We start from the raw sequence: 23,154 nt of genomic DNA, 5'->3' as shown, positions 1-23,154 counted from the left end.
ATGAAAACAAATAAATACTCCTGGATCATGCTGTTTTTGATGGCCATTATATTTGTGTCATCATGTAATAAAAAAGACTATTTGGATTCAGGTATCCACGATCCAATTTATAATGGAACGACTATGCAGTTTCTTGAAAGTCGGCCAGAATTGTTTGATTCATTGATTAGAATTATAAAAATTGCGGATTTAGAGCAGGTCATTAATAAACCTGAAATGACATTTTTTGCACCTGCCAATGTGACGATTAATAAATCCATTTATCAGTTAAATCGTCAATTATATCTGTTGGGTCAAGATACAGTGAAAGACCTAAGTCAGGTTGATCCTAAAGTATGGAAAAAATTCTTATCCCGGTATATCCTAGACGGTAAATACCTGTTAAAGGATTTTCCACAGCTGGATACTTTGAATCTAGATATCTATCCTGGTCAGGGTTATACTTCTTATGCTGAAGAACCTGTGAACATTGGCGTATTATACAACGATGTGGTTTCGAAGAATTCAGCAGGGGTTGAACAGGTTATTAAATATGCGGGATATCGCCAATTATATATTTCTTATGTCTACAACTTTTCAAACGAAAGTACGGCTACGAATTTTATCAATGCCCCAGTAGCGACCTCTGATTTGCAGACATCTACTGGCGTATTACATGTCCTCAATTTTAGCAAACATAATTTTGGATTTAATGCATATGAATTTTCTTCCACCGCCTATAGTACGGGCATAAAACCAGCAAGTAAATAATGAATAAGCTCTTTATATATCGCCTACTCATCGCTTTGATTGCGTTGGTAGTGACATCAAGTTGCCATAAGGATGACCCGATAGGAGAAGATCCTTATGCAGGTGGAAAAAGCCCTTTAGGTGTTTTTTTTCTAAATGAAAAGCCTATCCCTGAGACTGCAGCACCTGGAGAAGTTGTAAGGTTTCTAGTAAAAGGGTTAAAGAAATATGAAAAGAATTTTAAGTTCTTAATCAATGAGATGGAGACTGAAATTGTAGAATTAAGTGACTCTACCATTGATGTTCGTATTCCAAACCTTGCAAGTACAGGTGGTGTTTCCGTCAAATTACAGAACCAAGTATTCTTTGGTCCAAGGTTTTTTGTGGGAGGGAAGGTTTCAGTTGATGAGGACTTTGGAATAAAAAGTGGATTCGATGGTTCTGTTACGGATATATTACCATTTGGAGGAGGATTCATTGTGACGGGAGATTTTACAGATTTTGATAATGAGAAAGCTGAAAATATTTATAGAAACGGGATTCATTATATCAATAGTTTGGGTAAAACAGATGGAGGGTTGAATTTCGGATATGGAAGCTCTGACGTAATCAGTTCAATAATTCGGTTTCCAAGTGGGAAGTTTTTAATCGCCGGTGCTATGACTAACTTCAATAAGAGGTTGGTGTTGAATGCTGCGCGTTTGAATGCAAACGGCTCATTGGATACATTAGTTACCCCGGTAATTAACCCAAATCCTGAAAATGAATTAAATGATATTGATACTGTAACAGCTTTTAATGGCGGTTCATTGGACGGAGCAATTCTAAAACTTATTCCTACTTCTGATGAAGGAGCAATTGCATTTGGACGTTTTTCAAATCATATCAAGATTGACTACAGGTATTCCTCAAGAGAGAATAAGCGTGCTGTTTATACAAAGGTTCGCAACATCATGAAGTTTCAACCAAATGGATCTTTGGATTCAACCTTTGCCTCTAAAAACAGTGGAACTACAGGAAATATAGCTGGGGCAGCTCAGAATGAATTAGGACAAATAGTCATTGTTGGTGATTTCACGAACTTCAACAATCAAGCTAAAGGAAGAATCGTTCGTATTAATTCGGATGGGTCTGTTGATCAGAGCTTTAGTGTCGGTTCCGGAGCAAACAATACCATATTTTCTGTGAAATATAACAGCGTAGTTAAGAAGTATGTTATTGCTGGTAATTTCACCCAGTTTAATGGCCAGGCAATGAAAGGATTAGTTGTGTTAAATGCTGATGGCAGTATAGACAATGGCTTTAAAATGGGCGATTTAGGAAATGGTATTCCAATTTTTGCTCAAATCTTAAATAACGGTAAAATCGTTGTTTCAGGGTCATTCACTAGTTATAATGGTATTAAAAGATCGCAACTATTAATTCTTGAACCAAATGGAGACGCCTTGCAATCCTATAACAATATTGGAGATTTTGATGGTTTCGTCAATACCGTTGTTGAAACAACATCAAGTCAAGGGTATCCAGCAATCCTGATTGGAGGATCATTTAATCAGGTAAATGGAAAACGAATTAGAAACATTGTAAAACTGGAAATAAGAAATTAACATGAAAGCGATATTTATAAGATTATTAATATTAATTCCTTTTATAAGCTCATGTAATAAGGAATTTCCAAATCGTTTGCTTGAATATAGTGAACAACAAGGCTATGATGCTGGTACTTCTAAAGTGCTCTATATTATAGTCGATGGATTAAGAGGGGAAGCCGTTCAGGAAATCCTTCCAACCCAATTAGTGAAAATGCAGCAAAATTCTATGTTTGGCTATGGTAGTTTGATTGATTTTAAATCAAACCCTCATACAAAGGAGATTGGCTGGACTAATTTATTGTCTGGAACAACCTCGGACAAACATGCGGTTGTAAACTCAGATTTGAGCACTTATAAAAGCAAAGAATATCCAAACTTACTAAGCAGGATCAAAGCCCTTGATTTGGGTTATGAAATAACTGCAAATTCAAGTTCTGATGAGTTCACAAACACTTTCATTAAAGGGGTTACGGATGCTTCAGTTTCTAAATCTGATCAGGAAGTTGTAGATAAGACAAAAGCTGCATTGAAAGAAAATGAAAGAAGTGTATTCTTGGCTCATTTTTCAGAAGTTGATAAAGCTGGGCAGTCTGGAAGCTATGAATCAAGTGATGCTAAATATATCGCTGCCATTAAAGCATTTGATAAACAAGTTTCAGAATTGATTACAGAAATTCAATCTCGTCAAAATTTCAAGACAGAAAACTGGTTAGTTATTGTTACTTCAAGTGCTGGAGGTGCAATTGAAAACAATGGCGAAATTAATAACACATCCTATGGGGATTCTAAACGTAATATCTTTACGCTTTTTTATTCTCCCAAGTTTGATCGTAAATTCTTCCCAACTCCAAACTCATCTTCTATTCCATATCAAGGAGCAGCAGTTCGTTATACCTATGGGACACCATCTACGAATGCAGTGCTTCAGGATGCAGCGGCATTTAATTTTGCCAACAATAAAAACTTCACTATTTCCTTCAATTTTAAATCGAATATTAAAGATGGCAACTGGAACTACCCAATTTTCCTTTCCAAAAGGGATGCTGGATTTTCGGGTCCAGGATGGAATATTTTTGGGGAAGTGAGGAATGGTAATATGGCTCTTGGTATGAACTCCAATATCGGCGGTCAGGCATTTGGAACGGCTGTAAATAATGGGGAGTGGCATAACTTCACCGTAACAGTTACAAGAGGAGATTCATTAAGAGTGTTTACAGATGGAGTTCCTAACGATAGGCAAGCATTAACCAATGGAAATAATCTTGACAATAATGCACCACTTGTCGTTGGAAAAAAAGCAGGTAATGACAACTCTGCTCCTGATGTTTTGATTAGTAATATTCAGATTTATAATGTTGCTATTCCAAAAGAAAATATCAAAGCCGTTTATGGTAAAACTTTAATCGATGACAGTCACCCTTACTATGAAAATCTGATTGGTTATTGGCCAGGATATGACGATATAGGCAAGGGGCAGATTCGTGACATGACAGGCAATGGAAGACATTTAAACCTAACGGGGAATTATAATTGGGTTTCATTCAACGATATCGTGAGTTATTTCTCACCTCCGATTTCAGATTCATTCTACAAAATTGTTCCAAACGGAGTTGATGTACCATTTATGATTTATCAATGGTTGGGAATTATTCCACAAAAAGAATGGAAACTAGATGGTAAGAGCTGGACTCCAGTTTATAAAATTATGAAATAAATTATGAAAAGGATTTTAATACAAAGCGCAATTTGCGTCTGCATCTTTGCAAGTTTGATTTCCTGCGGCAAATATGGCTATGATTTTGTTGATGGTTATCAAAAAGGGGATACTACTGCGACTCCAATAGAAACGGATACAGCCATGAACGTTGCAGATAGGAGTATGTATAGTAAAGCAAGGATCTTTCCAGGTTTAGTTGGTGAAAATGTAAAAAGAATAGCTGATACGACAGTAACCTTTGATCTTGATTTTAAATGGGTTCAATCCTATGATATCAAGGTTAGTACAACGCCAAAGCCTATTTTTAGTACTGGTTTATATGCTCCTGCTGGAGAGAATATCAGAATTGTTGTACCTGAGAATGTGATAGGTCTTACAGCACAGATTGGTGTTCATACGGACAATCTTTCTGGCTCGGAGTCCTTAAGAAGAGATGCTATTATTTATACTGTAAAAGAGTTATTCCCTGGGGTTAATTATATCAAGAATCTTTATGGTGGAACTATCTGGATTAAACCATCAATCTCCATTGATAATCCTGTAAAATTAAAGTTTGCAGGGGCAGTTCGCTCGCCAGATTTTATTCTTGGAAAAACGAATGTTGCGCAATGGTTGAAGGATGTAGAGAATACAGAAGTTCCTTGGATAGAACTAAGATCCGAGAGAGTAGTGTTCTCCGTTCCGCGTCGATTTGTTTTGACCTATAGAAACGAAAGTTCTCAGGTTGAAAAAGCCTTACAAGAATGGAATGAAATCTATGTGAAGGATTATTATGACTGGATGGGGTTAGAAGAAAATTCTTCAGATCTTAAAAATTCATATCCAGATCTACCAGAGCGTGGGGTACTTGATATTCAGCCGGTAGTAGGATATGGTCATAACGGAAATCCATGGGTTGGAATGATGGATAGATACTGGTATTCTACATTTGTTCAATGGGATGCCTTGATGGGTAAAACTGGCGGAGCCTGGGGAACCTTCCACGAGGTAGGACATAACTATCAACAGACAGGAACATGGAGTTGGAATGGATTGGGGGAAACCACAAACAACTTATTTGTATTCAAAACGGCGAATCGTCATCAAGATTTTAGTATAGCAACACATCCAGCATTGGCAGAACAATTTCCATTAGCTCTGGAGTATGCTAAGAGAGATGGTTCTAAAAATATTATTGCTGACAAAGAATCTCAGGATCCATTTTTCAAGATTGTACCGTTTCTTCAGATCTTCAATAAAGCAAAAGGCAAAAAAGGGGAGTCAGGATGGGACTTTATGCCTTATGTATATCGTGAAGCAAGAAATACAGAGTATGGATTTGGTTTAGACGAAGCAAAACGTGATTTCTTCTATAGAGCATTATGTGACTTTACAGGTAAGGATTATATCAGGTTTTTTGAAGCATGGGGGATTCGTATCAGTACCATTGCTAAACGCGAGATGAGGGCTAAATACCCACCTATGTCTCAAACTATTTGGACTTATGATCCATTAACAAATAAAGGTGGTGAAGATCCATTACCGAGTAAATATGACCTAGACCCATTGGATTTCGTTTACTCATCTAATGCAGCTACTGCTACAGGTGAGAGTACAGGAAAAATTGATGCAATGAAAGACGGGGATAAATCCACCTATTGGCACACCTGTTATTCAGGATGTAATCCACAAACAGTACTTCCAGTTCATGTAGATATGGATATGGGTGCAATTACAAGTATTCGGGGGGCTTATTTTGTGAATCGCCAAACTGCTACATTCCATAAATCAGCAAAAGTTTATACGCGTGAAACCACAAATGACAACTGGAAACTGCAGGGCGAAATCAGGCTGTCTACATCTAATTCTGATCCTACGCGTGCTGATCGTAAGGAAATAAAATTTGATAAAATTGAGGATGTTCGTTTTGTAAGATTTGAATTCACAGAGCAAAACTGGGTAGGACAACCGCATGTTGCAATTGCAGAATTAGGGGCCTTCTTTGATATCAATTAACCTAATAATTATGAAAATGAAATTTCTTAAATATTGTGTTCTTGCTGCTGTAATTCTAGCATCAGGTAACTCATGTACAAAATATTATAATCCTCCACAAATTTTTGAAGACTATGAACAAGAGTCTGAAAAATCTGTGAAAAGGAAAGTGTTGGTGATCTCTATTGACGGTTTAGTGGGGGAAGAGATGAAGAAGAAAACACCGGCAAAAATTGCCTCCTTAATGAAGAAGGGGAAATATTCCTTTCAAGCTCTAACTGATGAAAACACCTCTGATGCTGCGACTTGGACAACAATGATGACAGGCTATAGTTCAAGCAAACATCATGTATTGGACGAGAATTTCCTTCCAACTGAGAATCCAGATGATCCACATGGTGAACTGGAGTTTTCTCCAACCTTGTTTGCAAGAATTGAAAGCCAACAGCCAGAGTTAAGTACTGTTGCCATGGTTCGCCATGAAAGTTTAGCAACAATCCTGTTAATGGATGCTGACCAAACAAATAATTATAAATCTGATGAAGCCGTTAAAAATGCAGCTGTTGATTTATTAAAGAAATCGGCTCCAGATTTATTTGTACTTCAATTTACAGATGTGTTGGAAGCTGGCAAAAATGGTGGTTTTTTGATGTCTAACAGTAAATATCAAACGGCGCTTGAAAAAGTAGATGTTTATGTTGATGAGGTAGTTAAGGCTGTTGAGTCTCGTGAAAATGCTGAGTTTGAAAATTGGCTGATTATCATTACTTCTAACCATGGTGGTCTTGAGAATGAGTATGGTGGTGATAGTTTTCAGGAAAGAAATATCTTCACGCTTTATTACCAAAAGGATTTAAAAGGTCAGGAGATTGTTCCTGAAATTATCAGTTCGCCACGTTTTTATGGCTACAATGGTCAGGAGAACGGGCCAAAAGAAGGTGTAAGGGCTAGAAATGATGTTGCAGAAAATGAGCAAGATTATAATCCTAATCCAGAAACAGGATTGACTATAGAAGCTAAAATTAAGGTTAACAGAAATGCCAAGGGTAATTTTAGTTATGTATATCCTCCGTTTTTGAGTAAAACAGATGGAAGAACGGGATCAACTCCAGGATGGTCATTTTTTAGAGGAGGAAATAATGTTCATTTTTGGATGGGTGATGGCGGTAAATCAATAGAAATTTCTGCTGGTCCAGCGTCAATTGATGATCAATGGGCACATATCAGTTCTACTATTCAGAAAGTGGATGGAGGCGTGAAAGCAACACTTTATATTAATGGTGTAAAAGCATCTGAGAAAACAGACGGATTGAATATTGCAAATATAAAATCTAATAGTCCTTTGACTTTCGGATTTCAACCTTATGTGTTTTTGGGTGAATTTATTGACCTTCAAATATCAGATGTCCATATCTGGAATACGGTATTAACTGAAGGAGAAATTTTGGCAAACTCACGTCGAGTAGGAATAGCTCCTGAACATGCTAAATATAAAAACCTTAAAGGATTTTGGCCATTAAATGATGGGAAAAGAGTTTTACAAAATAAGATTGAAGGTATGCCTAATATCAATCTTCAGGGTGATTTTCAATATAAAGTAACCAACAATAACCTACCATATGTGGATCCCAATGCGATCCTTATGCAGAACTTGGATATTTCAAGCCAATCTCTTTATTGGTTAGGAATAACGCCAATGGAGAATTGGGCATTAGAGGGAAAACCATTTCTTACAAATTTTGAAATAGAATTTTTAAAATAATATCATGAAGCATACTCTAAAAATTTCAAGCTTCTTAATGATTTTATTAAGCTTGGTTGTCAGCTGTAAAGAAGAAGACATTGTATTTCCAAAGCAAATTGCTGAAGAAAATCCTGCTGAAAGCAATAGAAGACCTGTAAAACCAGATTATCTGGCTTTCGTAACGGACTTTAATGAAACAGTAGAAATTAATTTTGAAAAAACCGATACTGAAAGGGTTTCAAAATTACATCTGGTTTATCAATCTGACAGTAAAAAAGATAGTATTACAGTAACAGATTTTAGCAAGGTGTTGAAATTAAACAATTTTCAAATTGGTAAAGCCACAGATCTAACTGTAATAGCAGAGAACAAGGAGGGTATTTTCTCTAATCCTTTTATTTATAAAATTACAGCTAAACCTTATCCTTCAAGATCGGTGTTTGAGTCAATTTCTATGTTAGGTGGTGAAGGTGAGATTACTATCCTTTGGGAGAATCAAACTAAAGTTCCTGTAAATATTAAGGTTGATATATCCGGGAAGCAATATGAATCTGGAATGAATAAATTAGGATCTTCTGAAATGTCTATTGCCTTAAAAAGGGGAGTTTATAATTTAAAACTTAGTGTATTGGATAGTCTTAATAAGGTTTCTTCGGTGAAGGATACCAGTATCAGAGTTGTTGAGGAAGTCGCAATTGATAGAAAAGATTGGACTGCTACGGCTTCATCATCATATCCTGGCGAAGGTCCCGGTACTCCTGAAGGGGTCCTTGATGGAAATCTGAATACAAAATGGCACTCATCGTATTGGCCTGAGGATCTTCCATATCCACACTGGTTAATGTTTGACATGAAAACAGAATATCTCGTTTCTAAAATTCAATTGGCACCAAGGAATGATAATAATTCATCGGGTTTCAGAACTTTTAGTCTCGAGGGTAGCCTAGATGGTAAAACATGGTTCATGTTGCATGCAAATGGTACTCATGACCCTGCTGTTAAAGGTTTGCAGTCAACAATCTTGAATAATCCTGCAAAAGCACGTTATCTAAGATTAAATATGCTTACTGGAGGTTCTAACAGCACCCATCTATCTGAATTTGTTGCGTTTTCGATATATTAAGGCTTGGAAAAAAGGTAAAGTTTTGCTCGATAATACTTGATAGTGTGGTATTGGCTTTACCCTAATGATATGCAGGATCTAATAAGTTAAATTCTGTTGTTGTCTTAATCCGTGACTCCTGAGTTCGAGCCTCAGCGTAGTCACTTTTCAAAAAGCCGCTTCATGAAAATGAAGCGGCTTTTTTTGTGGATACTCATAAGTTAATTCCCAATAATTTTCCTTTCTCATTATCTACTAACTGCGTTTGATTTTCTTAGCCTTATTGGATTTCACATAAATTCAGTTATTTTTATATTGAACTTTTTCACCCTCACTACATCCTAATAAAATAATATAAACCGCATAATTTCCAATCAATTATGAACAGATTCAAAAGCATATTTTTTTTAGTTATTGTTTTGTTATTTATAATTGCTAATCAGTTAGCAGCACAAACTAAGTCTGCGGGGATATCTCTAAAATCAGCTTTTGCTGGGAAATTTGACATTGGAGCAGCATTGAACTTGAAACAGATTTATGAGCGGGATGAAAAGGCTACTGCATTAATTAAGTCGCAATTTAATTCCATTACAGCGGAGAATTGCATGAAAGCAATGTATCTTCAGTCTCGAGAAGGGGAGTTTAATTTCAAAGATGCTGACCGATTTGTAGAACTGGGGGAGAAATTTGGAATGCGAATTATTGGGCATACCTTGATTTGGCATTCACAGGCTCCGGATTGGTTCTTTATTGATAAAGACGGCAAGGAAGTTTCCCGGGAGGTTTTAATTGAGAGGATGAGAAAGCATATTCACACGGTTGTATCAAGATATAAAGGACGGATAAAAGGCTGGGATGTCGTTAATGAGGCAATATTGGACAATGGAGATTGGCGACAAAGCAAGTTTTATCAAATCATAGGTGAGGAATTTGTTCGCTTGGCATTTGAGTTTGCTCATGAGGCAGATCCGGATGCTGAATTATATTATAATGATTATTCCATGTTTTTGAAGGGAAAAAGGGAAGGGGTTGTTAGAATGGTTCGTAATCTCAAGGATAGTAGAATGAAAATTCATGGGATAGGAATGCAAGGACATCTTGGTTTGGGATACCCTGCTGTAAGTGATTTCGAAGAGAGTATATTAGCATTTTCTACCTTGGGTGTCAATGTTATGATTACTGAGTTTGATATCTCCATTTTACCAACACCTAATCATACTCAAAGTGCTGAAGTCAGTGATTCTTATAAATATGATAAACAACTTAATCCTTACTCAGAAGGATTGCCGGCGGAGGTGGAAAGCAAGTTAGCACAACGCTATAAAGACTTTTTTGCCTTGTTTTTAAAGCATCATGATAAAATTGATCGAGTAACCTTTTGGGGGGTTACTGATGCTGATTCTTGGAAAAACAATTGGCCTATAAAAGGGAGAACAGATTATCCATTGCTGTTTGATCGGAACTATAATTCAAAGCCTTTTGTAAGGGAGATTGTGGAAAAGACTATTCAGAATACAGGGTCATAAATTTTAATCTATACTCCATAGGTGTCATTCCAATTAAAGTCTTGAATTGTTTGTTGAAGTTGGATAATGTATTAAAGCCTGATTCATAACAGATCTGTGCTACATTCTTGGATTCGGCGACTGAAAGAAGCTTACAAGCATGTTTGATTCGCAATTCTGTAATAAAATAAGAAAAGGTCTTTGAGGTCTTGGCGTTAAAATATCTACTAAAGGAGGTTGGTTTCATATTTAATAGGGCGGCGACCTCCTCTAGGGTAATTTTATTTCTGAAATGATTTAAAGCATAGTTATAGACGATGTTGATGCGGTTAGTTTCTAGATCTTTGGGTTGATATTGGAACTCATCATAATGTAATAACGTAAAATCCTTCCCTTTGGCTAGAACATTCATGATTTTTAGTAGATGAATGATGCTTTCCATACCGTGTAGATTTAGGAGTTCATTCATTAATTTGATAATTTCCTTTGCTGTAGATCCTTGAATTTCCATTCCACGTCTTACTTTTTCCAACAGAACCTTCAGCTGATTAAACTCTTCTTTTTCTATGAATTTCTCTAATGCTGAACCATTAATATAAATAACCAGACCCTCACTGTTTTTCTTTGATTGAGGATCAAAGTAAATATCATCACTACGCCATAGATGTGGAATATTGGGTCCGATAAAAGAAAGGTCTCCTTTTACAAAGGATTTCATGGTATTTCCTATAAATCTAGTTCCCGATCCTTCAATAACAAGAAAGAGTTGATATTCCGAATGAGCATGCCAAGTGGTATCAAAATGCTTATCAGAAAGCCTTCGCACAAAAAATATGCGAGATGAAGGAATCCTGGTTTTCTGGACTGCGGTTTTTTTGAAGTTGATATCCATGATGGAGTATAAATGGTTGCCCCATAGAATAGCTTTTGGGGATTATTAAAATTAAGTGTTTTGATGTCAACTATCAAGATTTTCTATGGGTAAATGTCTGATTGTTATCCATTGTACTCCTGATTTGTAAATATCTGTGATAAAATACAGTCATCATTGGGCATTAAATAGGTATGTTAAATTCTTGTTGAGTCTTAATTTAGAGTATTAGGATAACCATTTTAAACCAGCCTTGAAAATGATTTAGAAATGTTCTATTTCATTTGATAAGGACAATGCTATACTGTATGGCCTATAAACCTTTAAGAATCATTAATTTATTTAAAAGATAATATGCAATTACCTGTAAAATTAGGCGTAAGTACATGGTTATGGACCTCTCCATTCCGAACGGATGATGCGGCAAACTTGTTTGAGAAAATAGCAAGTTTGGGGTATGAAGGAGTGGAAATAGCTGTAGAGGATCCCACACTTATCGATAGCGAAAAGATTTATAAAGAACTTAAAAAGAATGGCTTGCAAGCTATTGTCTGTGGTGCCTTTGGTCCAAGTAGAGATTTAACCAGTGATGATGAAGATTTACAAAAGAATGGCCTCTTATATATTGAAGATTGCTTGAATATCTCAAATGATTTGGGTGCTAATTTTTTCGCAGGGCCGATGTATTCAGCCGTAGGCAAAGCAAGGATGGTTCCGGATGCACAGCGAAGAACAGAATGGAACCGAGCGGTTGATAATTTAGGAAAGGTTTGCGAGATGGCGGCTAGTAAAGGTTTGGAATTAGCATTGGAGCCATTGAACCGTTTTGAATCTGATTTGATCAATAACGTAGATGATGTTCTGCGATTGATTGATGAACTCAATCACCCAGCAGCCAAAATATGTCTTGATATGTTCCATATGAATATTGAGGAACCAGATCCCGGTTTAGCTATCCGTAAGGCAGGTGATAAATTGCTGCATGTTCAGGTTTCAGAAAATTATCGGGGAACTCCAGGAACAGGGAATGCAAGTTGGGGGGCATTTTATGAGGCACTTTTAGCCATCAATTATAAAGGTGCGGTATCGATTGAGAGTTTTACACCAGAAAATAAGGAGTTAGCAGGGGCAGTCTGCATCTGGCGCAATCTTGCTGAAGACCAAGATACATTTGCTAGAGAAGGGCATGAATTTTTGAAAAGATGGGCTGCTAATCAATTAGACTAATATAATCAATGAACGAAATGGAGAAGAAAGAAAAAATTAATGTTGCCATTATTGGTTTAGGCTTTGGAGCAGAGTTTATTCCTATTTATCAACAGCATCCTGATGCGAACTTATATGCTATTTGTCAAAGGAATGAGGAAAGTCTGAATGAAATTGGCGATGCCTTTGCAATTGAAAAGCGATATACCAGTTACGATGAACTTCTGAAAGATGAAAATATTGATGCCGTTCATATCAATACTCCTATTCCAAATCATGCCGAGCAATCGATTAAGGCGCTTCGGGCAGGCAAGCACGTAGCTTGTACTGTTCCAATGGCTACGACGGTTGAAGAATGCCAGCAAATCGTGGAGGCTGTCGAGGAAACAGGACTTACTTATATGATGATGGAAACCGTGTTATATGCTAGGGAATTCCTGTTTATGAAAGAACTCTATGAAAAAGGTGATCTTGGAAAGATTCAATTTCTAAAGGCGAGTCATCAACAAGATATGGATGGCTGGCCAAACTATTGGCCGGGACTTCCACCCATGCATTATGCTACACACTGTGTAGGACCTGTGCTGGGACTAACTCGCAATGAGGCAGAATATGTGTCATGCTTTGGGTCAGGAACTATTCGAGAGGATTTAGTAGGACATTATAACTCTCCATTTGCCATCGAGTCCGCACATATAAAATTTAGGAACTCAGATTTAAGTGCCCAGGTATATCGGTCCTTATTTGATACAGCGAGGCAATATCGCGAAAGTTTTGAGGTATATGGATCCAAGCAATCGGTGGAATGGCCATTGATTGAAGGAGAACCTTTGGTTTTACATGTGGCAAAAAGACCTGAACCTGAAATTCCGGAAGAGGTAAATTGCCCGGATTATGCGCACTTACTTCCGCAATCCATACAGCATTTTACAAGAGCAGGGGTTTATGATGAAGGCGAGAATCAACATCTATCTTTTTTACAAGGAAGTGGGCATGGAGGCTCGCATCCGCATTTAGTTCATGAATTCATTAGCGCCTTGAAGGATGGTAGGTCGCCATTTCCAAATGCCCGACAATCAGCAAATATTACTTGCGTTGGTATTTTGGCGCATGAATCGGCCATGAAAGGGGGAGAGATTATTCCTTTACCTGAATTTACTTGGGAAACAACCTAATATATTGGAGTTTGCTGACTAAAGAACCTATATCTCAATATTATTTAAAATGAATAAGATTTTAAAAATATGCCTTCTATTATGCATTGTTTTGTCGGTACTGGGATGTACTGAGGATAACAAGCCTAGAAGACTAGAACTATTTTTTCTGGGACATGATAGTAAGCACCATGACTCAGAACTGCTTGCCGATATCTTGGCGAAAGAGTATTTTAATGATGGAATAAATATTACTTATTCTATCGACCCAGATGATTTGACACGTCCGGATCTGAAGAAATACGATGGCTTGATTTTGTATGCGAACCACGATACAATTAGTCCGGCACAAGAAAAAGCATTGTTGGATTATGTTGCTTCAGGCAAAGGATATATTAATATCCATTCTGCATCCTATTGCTTCCGAAATTCCGATGAGGTAGTAGCCTTGATTGGTGGTCAATTTAAGAGTCATGGAGGCGGTTCGTTTGGCACTGAGATCATCAAGCCAGATCATCCTGTTATGCAAGGATTATCACCATTTGTCACCGAATGGGATGAAACTTACGTTCATGACCATCTTGCAAAAGATATTGATGTCTTGATGGAACGTGTGGATAGTTCACATAGAGAGCCATATACTTGGGTAAAGGAACATGGAAAAGGTCGGGTGTTTTATACAGCTTTTGGTCATGATGAACGCACCTTTCGTAACCCTGGATTTCTACAGTTAGTGAAGAATGGGATTCTTTGGGCAGTGGGTGATAAAGCGGTGGAAAGAATGAAGAAATATGAAATCGCGAAACCAGAATATGAGGAAGCTCGGATGCCAAATTACGAACGTAAAGATCCAGCTCCTCGCTATCAGCAACCATTGGACCCTGTGCAATCGCAGACACTAATACAAGTACCTGTAGGCTTTCGCCTGGAGCTCTTTGCTAGTGAGCCTGACATTAAAAAGCCTATTTCAATGGATTGGGATGAAAGGGGAAGGCTATGGGTAATAGAAACAGTGGATTATCCTAATACAGTAAAAAGTGATAAAGGAACAGGAGATGACCGGATTACGATCTGTGAGGATACAGATAATGATGGAAAGGCGGATAAATTCACGGTATTTGCTGAAGGGCTTAATATTCCAACTTCTTTTGTTTTTGCTGATGGTGGAATTATTGTTGCTCAGGCTCCTCACTTTTTGTTTTTAAAGGATACCGATGGGGATGATAAAGCTGATGTTCGGACGGTACTGATTGACGGATGGGGAACATTTGATACGCATGCTGGTCCATCAAACCTGAAATATGGCTTGGATAACAAAATTTGGGGAACCGTAGGATATTCAGGTTTTGAAGGCACTATAGCTGGGAAACCCTATAAATTTGGTTCCGGGGCATATCGATTTAATCCCAAAGCTCAGGATTTTGAGTTCTTAGGGAATACCAGTAATAACACTTGGGGATTAGGATTCTCTGAAGACTTTGATGTTTTCTTGTCAACCGCGAATAATGAGCACAGTAATTTTATGGCTATTCCAGCTCGATACTATGAAAAAGCAAATGTTAATGAGCGGGGAATTGAGAAAATAGATGCCCATTACAAGATCCATGAGTTGACCAAGGAGCTGCGACAAGTGGATGTATTTGGAGGCTTTACAGCGGCATCAGGTCATAATCTATATACTGCACGTGCATTCCCTCAAGAATATTGGAACCGGGTAGCATTTATCGCTGAACCAACCGGTCGCCTAATCCATCGACATATCCTAGAGCCATCAGGTTCTGGGTTTAAAGAAAAGGGTGATGGTTGGAATATGGTAGCGAGTTCGGATAACTGGTTTGGTCCTGTGGAAGCTAAAGTAGGACCCGATGGATCGTTATGGTTCTTGGACTGGTATAACTTTATTATCCAGCATAACCCAACGCCTCAAGGCTTCGAAAACGGCCCTGGGAATGCCTATATCGATCCATTACGAGATAATACGAAAGGACGGATTTATAGATTAGTTTATGATGATGCTGCCAAACAAAAGAAGTTTAATTTAAAAGGTAAAAAGGGCTCAGACCTAGTTGATGCCTTATCAAGTAATAATATGTTTTGGCGGACAACAGCGCAAAGATTATTGGTAGAAGCTGCTGATAAATCTGTTGCTGATGATCTACATAAGCTTATCAATGATAAGTCGGTCGATCAGGTCAATGTCAATGGTGCTGCCATTCATGCCATCTGGACCTTAAAGGGCTTAGGATTATTATCGAATGGAGAAAGTCCTAGTGTTTCAGTTGTTCTTAAGGCTCTCAAACATCCTGCTGCAGGAGTGAGAAGGGCGGCCATACAAACCTTACCTAAAGATGCTAAGGTTATCGATGAATTGATATCCTCAGGGGTTGTTCAAGACAAGGATCTTCGCGTTAGATTAGCGGCTATTTTAGCTTTATCAGAAGCTCCATCTAGTCAAAAGGTTGCGAAAGTGATTTTTGATGCCGTGCAGGATTCTGAAAATGAAAAGGACAAATGGATATTCCATGCTTTGATGATTGCAGGTAGCCTTCATCAACCAAATATGATGCATGAATACCATTCGAAGTTTGGCCATCCTCACTTTTCAAAGGCTACAGGTTCCTTGGCGGAAAGAATTATTGCCGGTAATAATATGAGTGTTTTACCTCTTAATAGTTCGAGAGATGGGATTATTAGTTCCAGACAGATCCCTGAACTTTCAAACCGTGAAATCCACTTTGTAAGTACCGTTCGTCAAAAGGATCAGCATCCTCTAAATGGAGCCCTACTATCATATGGTACGAAAAGGGATGGTTATGCTGTTTATATCAAGGATGGTATAGTAGAGTTTAGAGTAAATCAAAAAGGAAATAAGTCCATCATTCAATCGGAAAAACTTACTAAACCGAATTTTAAAGTTAAAACTTCATTGCTTGCTGATGGTAAGATGTTACTATTTGTAGATGATGTGAAAGTAGCGGAAGGTAAAAGTTTAGGTCTGTTTCCAGAGAAACAGGACGGTTTTCTTTTAGTAGGAAGAGCTAGTGCCACGAAAGAATCGGCTCAAGATTCTAATGGAAACGCCGGTGAATTTCCTGAGGATTTTAACTTTACAGGGATCCTGGAAGATAGCCGCTTAATTGCAATGAATAAGGCCGTCGGTGCAGAAGGTAATACCATTGAAGCCGATAAAGTATTAAAGATTAAGGCTGTCGTGGGTGAAATGAAATATGATATTACTAACTTTTCAGCTAAAGCAGGCTCAAATCTGAAAATAATATTTGAGAACCCTGATCATATGCAACATAATATGTTGATCTTAAAACCAGGTAGTTTGGAGCGGGTTGGGGAGGCCGCAGATAAATTGGCGACACAAAGCAATGCAATTGAACTTCAATACATCCCTAATTCGGCAGATGTGTTATTTAGCACCTCTCTGATTGATCCAGCAGGTTCCTACGAATTGAATATCAAAGTGCCGAATGAACCAGGAGATTATCCATTTGCTTGTACATTTCCGGGACATTGGCGAATAATGAATGGCGTGATGAAAGTAATTCCATAATTAAAAAGGGGAATAGATATTGAAATCTATTCCCTTTTTTTACTACCTGTTGGTTTTTGAGTGTTCAATTTTCTTTTCGGAAATAAGAAATCTACACATTTTATTGATTCTTAGTATATTTAGTGCTATGAAAAAGATTATTTACCTAATCCTGGCGATGGTTATTATTTGCAGTAACTTAACTGGTCAGGTTAATTATTCCAATGATATTATTAAGATTGGCGCTGAGCGAACCGACCAATATATTCCAAAGCTTGAAGGAAAGAGGGTTGCATTGATTGCTAATCAAACTTCTTTTATTGGAGAAACACATTTATTAGATAGTTTGGTTCGACGTGGAATCAATATTGTAAAAGTATTTGGCCCTGAGCATGGATTTCGTGGGAATGCTAGCAATGGTACAGCAGTTGGCGACGAGGTAGATGCAAATACAGGAGTCAAAATTGTATCCCTATATGGTAACAAAAGAAAACTTACAAAGGATGACCTAGCCGATGTAGATATCTTGGTTTATGATATTCAAGATGTTGGTTGCCGTTTTTATACTAATATCAATGTTTTACGGGATGTGATGCAGTCTGCAGCTGAAAATGGAAAAGAGATGCTTATCTTGGATCGTCCTAATCCGAACGCTTATTTTATTGATGGTCCTATTCTGGACATGAAAAATAAATCAGGTATTGGACAGTTTCCTATCCCTATTGTTCACGGTCTTACTATTGCTGAATTCGCACAAATGGTTAATGGAGAAGGTTGGTTAGGAAATGGTTTAAAATGTAATCTAAGTGTTGTGAGAAATGGAAATTATAAGCATAGTATGTTGTATAAATTGCCTGTGCGGCCTTCACCAAATCTCAATACTCCTGAAAGTATATTACTATACCCAACTACTTGTTTATTTGAAGGTGTTTCTTTAAATCATGGACGTGGTACAGACTTCCCATTTACGGTTGTTGGAGGTCCAATGTATAAAGGGATTTATGAGTTTTATTATACTCCGATTTCGATGCCTGGTCGGGCAGAGGATCCCCTTTATCAAGATCAGGTATGTTATGGCCTTGATCTTCGAAATATTAATTTTGAAGAGTTGGTAAAGTCTAAAAAGATTAACCTGCAATGGATGATAGAACTTTATGCCAAACATCCCAATAAAGATCAGTTTTTTGAACGATTTCATCGCCAAATCGGGAATATAGATTATCTCGCAGGAGTATCAGAATTTAAGGATCAAATCCGCTCTGGAATGAGTGAAGAGGAAATCCGAAAAACATGGCAACCAGGGATAGATAAGTATAAAAAGATGCGTAAAAAGTATCTTCTTTATAAGTAGGAAATAATTATTCCAATTCATAATGATCTCTCCTCTAAAATATTAATCTGATGTTATTTAAACTAGAACAACTGAATATTTTAATAAAGAATAGTACCCTATTATTTTTTTGGATTATGACCATATTGATTAGTAAAGGGCTTACCATCTACGAATACCAACCAAAAAATATAAAATGGAATTAGTTGAAGCCATCCAGAATTCCCGATGTCATGGCTCCTTTTCGCTGCTTGGGCACTTCCAAACCACATAGCTGGAATAATCAGAAATAGAAAGGTAAAAACTTCGCTGTCATCGACATTTGCACTGTAGGGGTCTCTTAGTATTTCACCAATTATACTCAGGTATATCGAGCAGATAATAAAACTAATTATGAATTCAGATCTTCGAATTCTGCCTTCAAAACCAAATGGATTCGAGAAATAACCTTGGGGTTCTTGCGGAATAACTGATTTTTCCTGATTACTGGTCTGATGTAGATTTTGCTGTATGTTATTGATTGGGGGTGGAGTATTAGGATTGAAGAGGTGTCTTAGATCATCCACTTCAACTGCTCGTTCCCAGGTTTGTAATCCTTGGTACCACACCAAGGTATCCCGATAAATATTTTTGTTTTTTAGCTCTTCAAGAGTATAAGGTCCTACTTTTTCAGCATCCTTTACATAGTAGTATAGCCGCATATGTTAATAAATAATTTGGTAGATTGAGTCAATTTGTGCCGCAAATTAGTCAATAAACCGTAGTGTATTTATGGGAAACCGTAATACTCAGACTTTTCTATGTTTTGGATATTAAGTCTTTTATTTATCTTGTGAAATCTAATTATTTGCCGAATGTTAATCGCCCTAATTATTATCAGTTTAATCTTTGTAGGAGTTGGATTTCTCTTAAACACTGAAAATGCCGATAGCTTGCTATCAGGCTATAATAGCATGTCTGTAGAGGAGAAGGAAAATTTTGATATCAATTCCTTTGTGCCCTATTTTAGAAAGTTTCACTTACTATTGGGCGGAACTCTATTAATCATAGGCCTACTCCTTTATTATTTGATTAATCCTCATTGGACAGGGGTTTTTATGTCTACTTATCCCTTGATTGCCTACTGCTTTTTAATCTGGAAGACCAATAAGTTTTACAAGGTTCCTAATAAAAAAGACCGAGTTAAATCTTTTGTGGTTATGGTTTTTATCCTTGCAGTTTTTGTAGCTATTGGAGGTATGTTTATTTATACCTTACAGGAAAACCAAGTCATTGTTGAAAAAGAGATGATAAAATTTACTGGAGATTATGGACGTGAAATTGAAAAGTCTAAAATTAAGTCTATTTCTCTTGTTGATACCTTGCCGAATATAAAAGTTAAAACCACTGGATTTTCTCTTCAGAAAATTAAAAAAGGAGCTTATAAAACTGAGGATGGTGAAGAGATAACTTTACTCATCAATTCTGATAAAAAACCTATTATATTAATTGAAGAAATTAATGGACATAAAATTTATTATTCAGCCAAGGAACGTCCGAATCAGAAGGTTTTTGTCGAGTTGATAAAGGGTATCAAATAGCATAAAAAATGGAGAATATTTAATAAATCAAATATTCTCCATTTTAGAAAATAGAAGTTGTAATGAATAAAGGATACCTTCCAAAATAATCCTGTATATTGCAATGAAATCAACCTAATTACCAATTACATGAAAAAAAGTATTTATGCCGTATTGTTTGTCTGCCTAGCTTTAATGGGCTGTAAAAGTCATGTTTCTCAAAAAAATATAGGGGAATGGAAACCTCTATTTAATGGTAAGGATATCCACGATTGGTTTGTTAAGATTCATCACCATGAAGTAGGAGAGAATTTTGGAAATACTTTTCGGGTAGAGGATGGAATTATTAAAATTAGATATGACCAATATGAAGACTTTAATGATCAATTTGGACATCTTTATTATAAAACTCCTTTTTCATATTACCATTTAAAGTTTGAATATAAATTCGCTGGCGAACTACAACGTGGGGCACCGGAATACACTTTATTAAATAGTGGAGTAATGTTCCATTCTCAAGATCCTCGTACCATGTTGAAAGAGCAAGATTGGCCAATCTCGGTAGAAATGCAACTCTTGGCAGGCTTAGGCGATGGAGAACCAAGACCTACAGGAAATATGTGTTCTCCTGGAACTAATGTGGTGTATCAAGGTAAAATCGCAGCCTCACATTGTTTGAATTCTACTTCTAAAACATATGATAAAGATCAATGGGTAAAAGCCGAGCTTATTGTCCTTGGAGATTCCTTGATCCAACATATTATTGAAGGAGATGTTGTCCTAGAATATTCAAAACCTCAAATCGGTGGTGGTACAGCCAATGGTTTCGACCCAAAGATTAAAATTGATGGTAAACTATTGAGCAGCGGCTTTATTGCTTTGCAAAGTGAAGGGCAGCCTGTAGATTTCAGGAATATTTATATCAAAGATCTTTCGAAGACCTTTTAATCGCATATAGCGAAATGCCCACTAGGAATAATACTATGGTTCAAAGACCTTAAAATTTCCAAAAACTAAGCTGTCTTTATCCTATATGGTTTTCAATAACTGCATACCAAAACCCGGTAGATCAGGCGGAATTAATTTTCCGTCTTTTACCGCATAGGCTGTGAGGTCCATATCATCTGAACTGCTTGTTACGCCTTCAATGGTGACGGTGTTGCCCAAACCACCAGCCAAATGCGCTGTATAATTGGTTTTAAGTAATGAACCCCAAGCATGTGGAGAGGCGAGGGTGTCAGTCTTAACCAGTTCAGGCATCATCCTTCTCCAATTGGTAAAGCCTAATCCTTCAATATCACTCAACTGCACATCCAGGAGTTTCTGTTCAAAGAGTTTCTGGAGGAAGGCTTGGTCTGGATCTGCTTCTCCATCTGCCAATAAGGTGTCCAACTTTTCCTGTTTGACAAAGTCCCGAAGCTTTTTATAGTCTTCTACCGTTTCATGGAATGGCTCTTCAATCCAGAAAAGCTTAACCCCGGCAATCCCCTTTAAATATTGGATAAACTCATCACTGGTAAAGCCATTATTTCCGTCGACCAGGATCTCACAATCTGGAAATGCTGCCGCAACGGCTTTAGTGACCTCGATATCCCTTTGCATACCTTCGGCTTTCGGCATCCATTTATTTCCACGTCCTATTTTTAACTTAAACTGTCTGTATCCCACGCCATAATCGAAAAGACACTCTTCTAGGATTTTATCAATTCCTGCAGGTTTATCCTTTGGCTCTAGATCGTCAAAATAGATCATGCCGCTGTAATACTTGGTGATAAAAGGATCTTTCTTGCCAAGCAAAGCATAGACAGGTTTCTGTAGAACGACACCGGCTAGGTCATGCAGGGCCATGTCAAAAGCGATATGTTTTTCAGAGAGGGTCCCAGCATTGGGGGTAAAGAGATCCGATATTTTTTTACCAACTAACTCAGGGATCAACTGTTCGGCATCTTTTTTTGATCCACGAAGGGATGCCCAACCCATTGCTCCTTGATCCGTTCTCAAACAGCAGATGTCTAATTCAGGCCCATGACCATGTAGGTCTAGTCTGGCATTTTTTCCAACCAGTCTAGGATAGTTTAGTTTTACTTTGGAAAAGACAATACTATCTATTTTATGTTCGGCAAGTTCCCTCTCGTCTGCTGCCAATTCCAATAATTCTGACAAAGGATTTCCATATCCATTGAAATTTAAGAGTAGGGAGGAGGCAAAGCCAATACCTAAGGAGTTGATAAAGAATCTTCTTTTCATAGGTTTTTTGTGGTAAGTTGATTATACAAAATTACAACAAAAATTATTTCCTTATGTTTGGTTATTAGTTATTTAGCTTAGTTTTTTAAAGTCAATTAATTGTAATTAAAGTTTTTGAATAATCAATTTAAGGTTTTTGCCAGGTTTTAAATTAATTTTGATCCCATGAAAGATCTTTTGCTTGATATCCGGCAAACCTTAATGGACAATGCTGATAAGACTACCTCAGATGCCATGACTCGTTTTTTTAAAGAAGGTGAAGGAGCCAAGCGTTATGGTGTGCCCATTGAAATCGTACGGAAAATCGGCAAGGAGGTTTATCAAGATATCAAGAAAGATCCTAAGCAGGAGATCTTTTCCCTTTGTAACGAGCTTTGGATATCCAAGATCTTTGAAGAAGCTTATATTGCTTGTATCATCACCAAATCCATCCGCAAACAATACGAAGCGAAAGACATGGAAATCTATGAAAACTGGGTCAATCTATATGTCAACAATTGGTCGGATTGCGATACACTTTGCTGTACGACCATTGGTTATAATCTAATTCAATTTCCAGAAAATGTAAATGTGTTGAAGACCTGGGCTAAATCCAAAAATCGCTGGACCAAGCGTGCCGCTGCGGTAAGTTTAGTTGTGCCGGGTAAAAAAGGTTATTATCTGGAGGATGTTTTTCATATTGCTGATATCCTGATGATGGATCCTGATGATATGGTTCAAAAGGGGTATGGATGGATGCTGAAGGAAACTAGCAAAGCCTATGAAAAGGAAGTTTTTGATTATGTAATGAAACATAAATCTAAAATGCCTCGAACGGCTTTGCGATATGCTATCGAAAAACTACCCGATGAAATGAAAGTCGAGGCAATTAAAAAATAGAATA

At 37.3% G+C, this 23,154-nt stretch carries 17 protein-coding genes; 14 read left to right on the top strand and 3 right to left on the bottom strand.

The window, feature by feature from the left end:
• The 7 genes from PZ892_RS17370 to PZ892_RS17340 all read left to right on the top strand — a co-directional run bounded on the left by PZ892_RS17370 (position 1) and on the right by PZ892_RS17340 (position 10,384).
• Positions 1-750, top strand: a complete 750-nt coding sequence (locus tag PZ892_RS17370) for a fasciclin domain-containing protein (protein ID WP_094258717.1) — start codon at positions 1-3, stop codon at positions 748-750.
• Positions 750-2,336: a DUF5008 domain-containing protein gene (locus tag PZ892_RS17365; protein WP_277711719.1), complete on the top strand. Its 1,587-nt coding sequence runs from the start codon at positions 750-752 to the stop codon at positions 2,334-2,336. Before PZ892_RS17370 ends, PZ892_RS17365 begins: the two co-directional genes overlap by 1 nt.
• 1 nt (position 2,337) lies before the next feature.
• Positions 2,338-4,035 (top strand): LamG-like jellyroll fold domain-containing protein, encoded by a 1,698-nt coding sequence (locus tag PZ892_RS17360; RefSeq protein ID WP_229678262.1) that lies wholly within the window; start codon positions 2,338-2,340, stop codon positions 4,033-4,035.
• 3 nt (positions 4,036-4,038) lie between these two features.
• Positions 4,039-6,033 (top strand): M60 family metallopeptidase, encoded by a 1,995-nt coding sequence (locus tag PZ892_RS17355; protein WP_277711718.1) that lies wholly within the window; start codon positions 4,039-4,041, stop codon positions 6,031-6,033.
• A 10-nt stretch (positions 6,034-6,043) separates the two neighbouring features.
• Positions 6,044-7,774 carry a LamG-like jellyroll fold domain-containing protein gene (locus PZ892_RS17350; protein ID WP_094258719.1) on the top strand — a complete coding sequence of 577 codons (1,731 nt, stop codon included), beginning with the start codon at positions 6,044-6,046 and terminating at the stop codon, positions 7,772-7,774.
• A 4-nt stretch (positions 7,775-7,778) separates the two neighbouring features.
• Positions 7,779-8,879: a discoidin domain-containing protein gene (locus PZ892_RS17345; protein WP_094282025.1), complete on the top strand. Its 1,101-nt coding sequence runs from the start codon at positions 7,779-7,781 to the stop codon at positions 8,877-8,879.
• A gap of 359 nt (positions 8,880-9,238) precedes the next feature.
• On the top strand, positions 9,239-10,384 hold the full coding sequence (locus PZ892_RS17340) for an endo-1,4-beta-xylanase (RefSeq protein ID WP_094282026.1): 1,146 nt from the start codon (positions 9,239-9,241) through the stop codon (positions 10,382-10,384).
• Here the strand turns inward: PZ892_RS17340 and PZ892_RS17335 are convergent.
• Entirely contained in the window at positions 10,362-11,255 is an 894-nt protein-coding gene (locus PZ892_RS17335; RefSeq protein WP_277711714.1) for an AraC family transcriptional regulator, read from the bottom strand. The genes PZ892_RS17340 and PZ892_RS17335 overlap by 23 nt on opposite strands.
• A gap of 333 nt (positions 11,256-11,588) precedes the next feature.
• Between PZ892_RS17335 and PZ892_RS17330 the strand changes: the two genes are divergently transcribed.
• From PZ892_RS17330 to PZ892_RS17315, 4 genes are all read left to right on the top strand, one after another.
• A complete protein-coding gene (locus tag PZ892_RS17330) occupies positions 11,589-12,461 on the top strand; it encodes a sugar phosphate isomerase/epimerase family protein (protein WP_277711713.1) in 873 nt (290 codons plus the stop codon).
• A 17-nt stretch (positions 12,462-12,478) separates the two neighbouring features.
• A complete protein-coding gene (locus tag PZ892_RS17325) occupies positions 12,479-13,615 on the top strand; it encodes a Gfo/Idh/MocA family oxidoreductase (protein WP_277711711.1) in 1,137 nt (378 codons plus the stop codon).
• 49 nt (positions 13,616-13,664) lie between these two features.
• Positions 13,665-17,156, top strand: coding sequence for a PVC-type heme-binding CxxCH protein (locus PZ892_RS17320; RefSeq protein WP_277711710.1), 3,492 nt, complete (start codon positions 13,665-13,667; stop codon positions 17,154-17,156).
• Positions 17,157-17,283: 127 nt separating this feature from the next.
• Positions 17,284-18,486: a DUF1343 domain-containing protein gene (locus PZ892_RS17315; RefSeq protein ID WP_277711709.1), complete on the top strand. Its 1,203-nt coding sequence runs from the start codon at positions 17,284-17,286 to the stop codon at positions 18,484-18,486.
• 101 nt (positions 18,487-18,587) lie between these two features.
• Here the strand turns inward: PZ892_RS17315 and PZ892_RS17310 are convergent, their stop codons facing one another.
• The gene (locus PZ892_RS17310) at positions 18,588-19,166 is read right to left on the bottom strand and encodes a DUF805 domain-containing protein (protein ID WP_094282031.1); all 579 of its coding nucleotides are present in this window, start codon (positions 19,164-19,166) and stop codon (positions 18,588-18,590) included.
• Between the two features lie 153 nt (positions 19,167-19,319).
• Here PZ892_RS17310 and PZ892_RS17305 point away from each other — a divergent pair, with 153 nt between their 5' ends.
• The gene (locus PZ892_RS17305; protein WP_277711708.1) at positions 19,320-20,045 is read left to right on the top strand and encodes a DUF3784 domain-containing protein; all 726 of its coding nucleotides are present in this window, start codon (positions 19,320-19,322) and stop codon (positions 20,043-20,045) included.
• Positions 20,046-20,174: 129 nt separating this feature from the next.
• Positions 20,175-20,972, top strand: coding sequence for a DUF1080 domain-containing protein (locus PZ892_RS17300; protein ID WP_094258729.1), 798 nt, complete (start codon positions 20,175-20,177; stop codon positions 20,970-20,972).
• Positions 20,973-21,053: 81 nt separating this feature from the next.
• On the opposite strand, the gene PZ892_RS17295 is transcribed toward PZ892_RS17300, so the two are convergent.
• A complete protein-coding gene (locus PZ892_RS17295) occupies positions 21,054-22,271 on the bottom strand; it encodes an enolase C-terminal domain-like protein (RefSeq protein WP_094282033.1) in 1,218 nt (405 codons plus the stop codon).
• A 165-nt stretch (positions 22,272-22,436) separates the two neighbouring features.
• Between PZ892_RS17295 and PZ892_RS17290 the strand changes: the two genes are divergently transcribed.
• Positions 22,437-23,150 (top strand): DNA alkylation repair protein, encoded by a 714-nt coding sequence (locus tag PZ892_RS17290; RefSeq protein ID WP_094258731.1) that lies wholly within the window; start codon positions 22,437-22,439, stop codon positions 23,148-23,150.
• Positions 23,151-23,154 lie beyond the last annotated feature (4 nt).

It is taken from the genome of Sphingobacterium sp. WM (assembly GCF_029542465.1).
In the GTDB taxonomy this organism is placed as follows: Bacteria; Bacteroidota; Bacteroidia; order Sphingobacteriales; family Sphingobacteriaceae; genus Sphingobacterium; species Sphingobacterium cellulitidis.
This window is presented reverse-complemented; position numbering and strand designations above follow the sequence as displayed.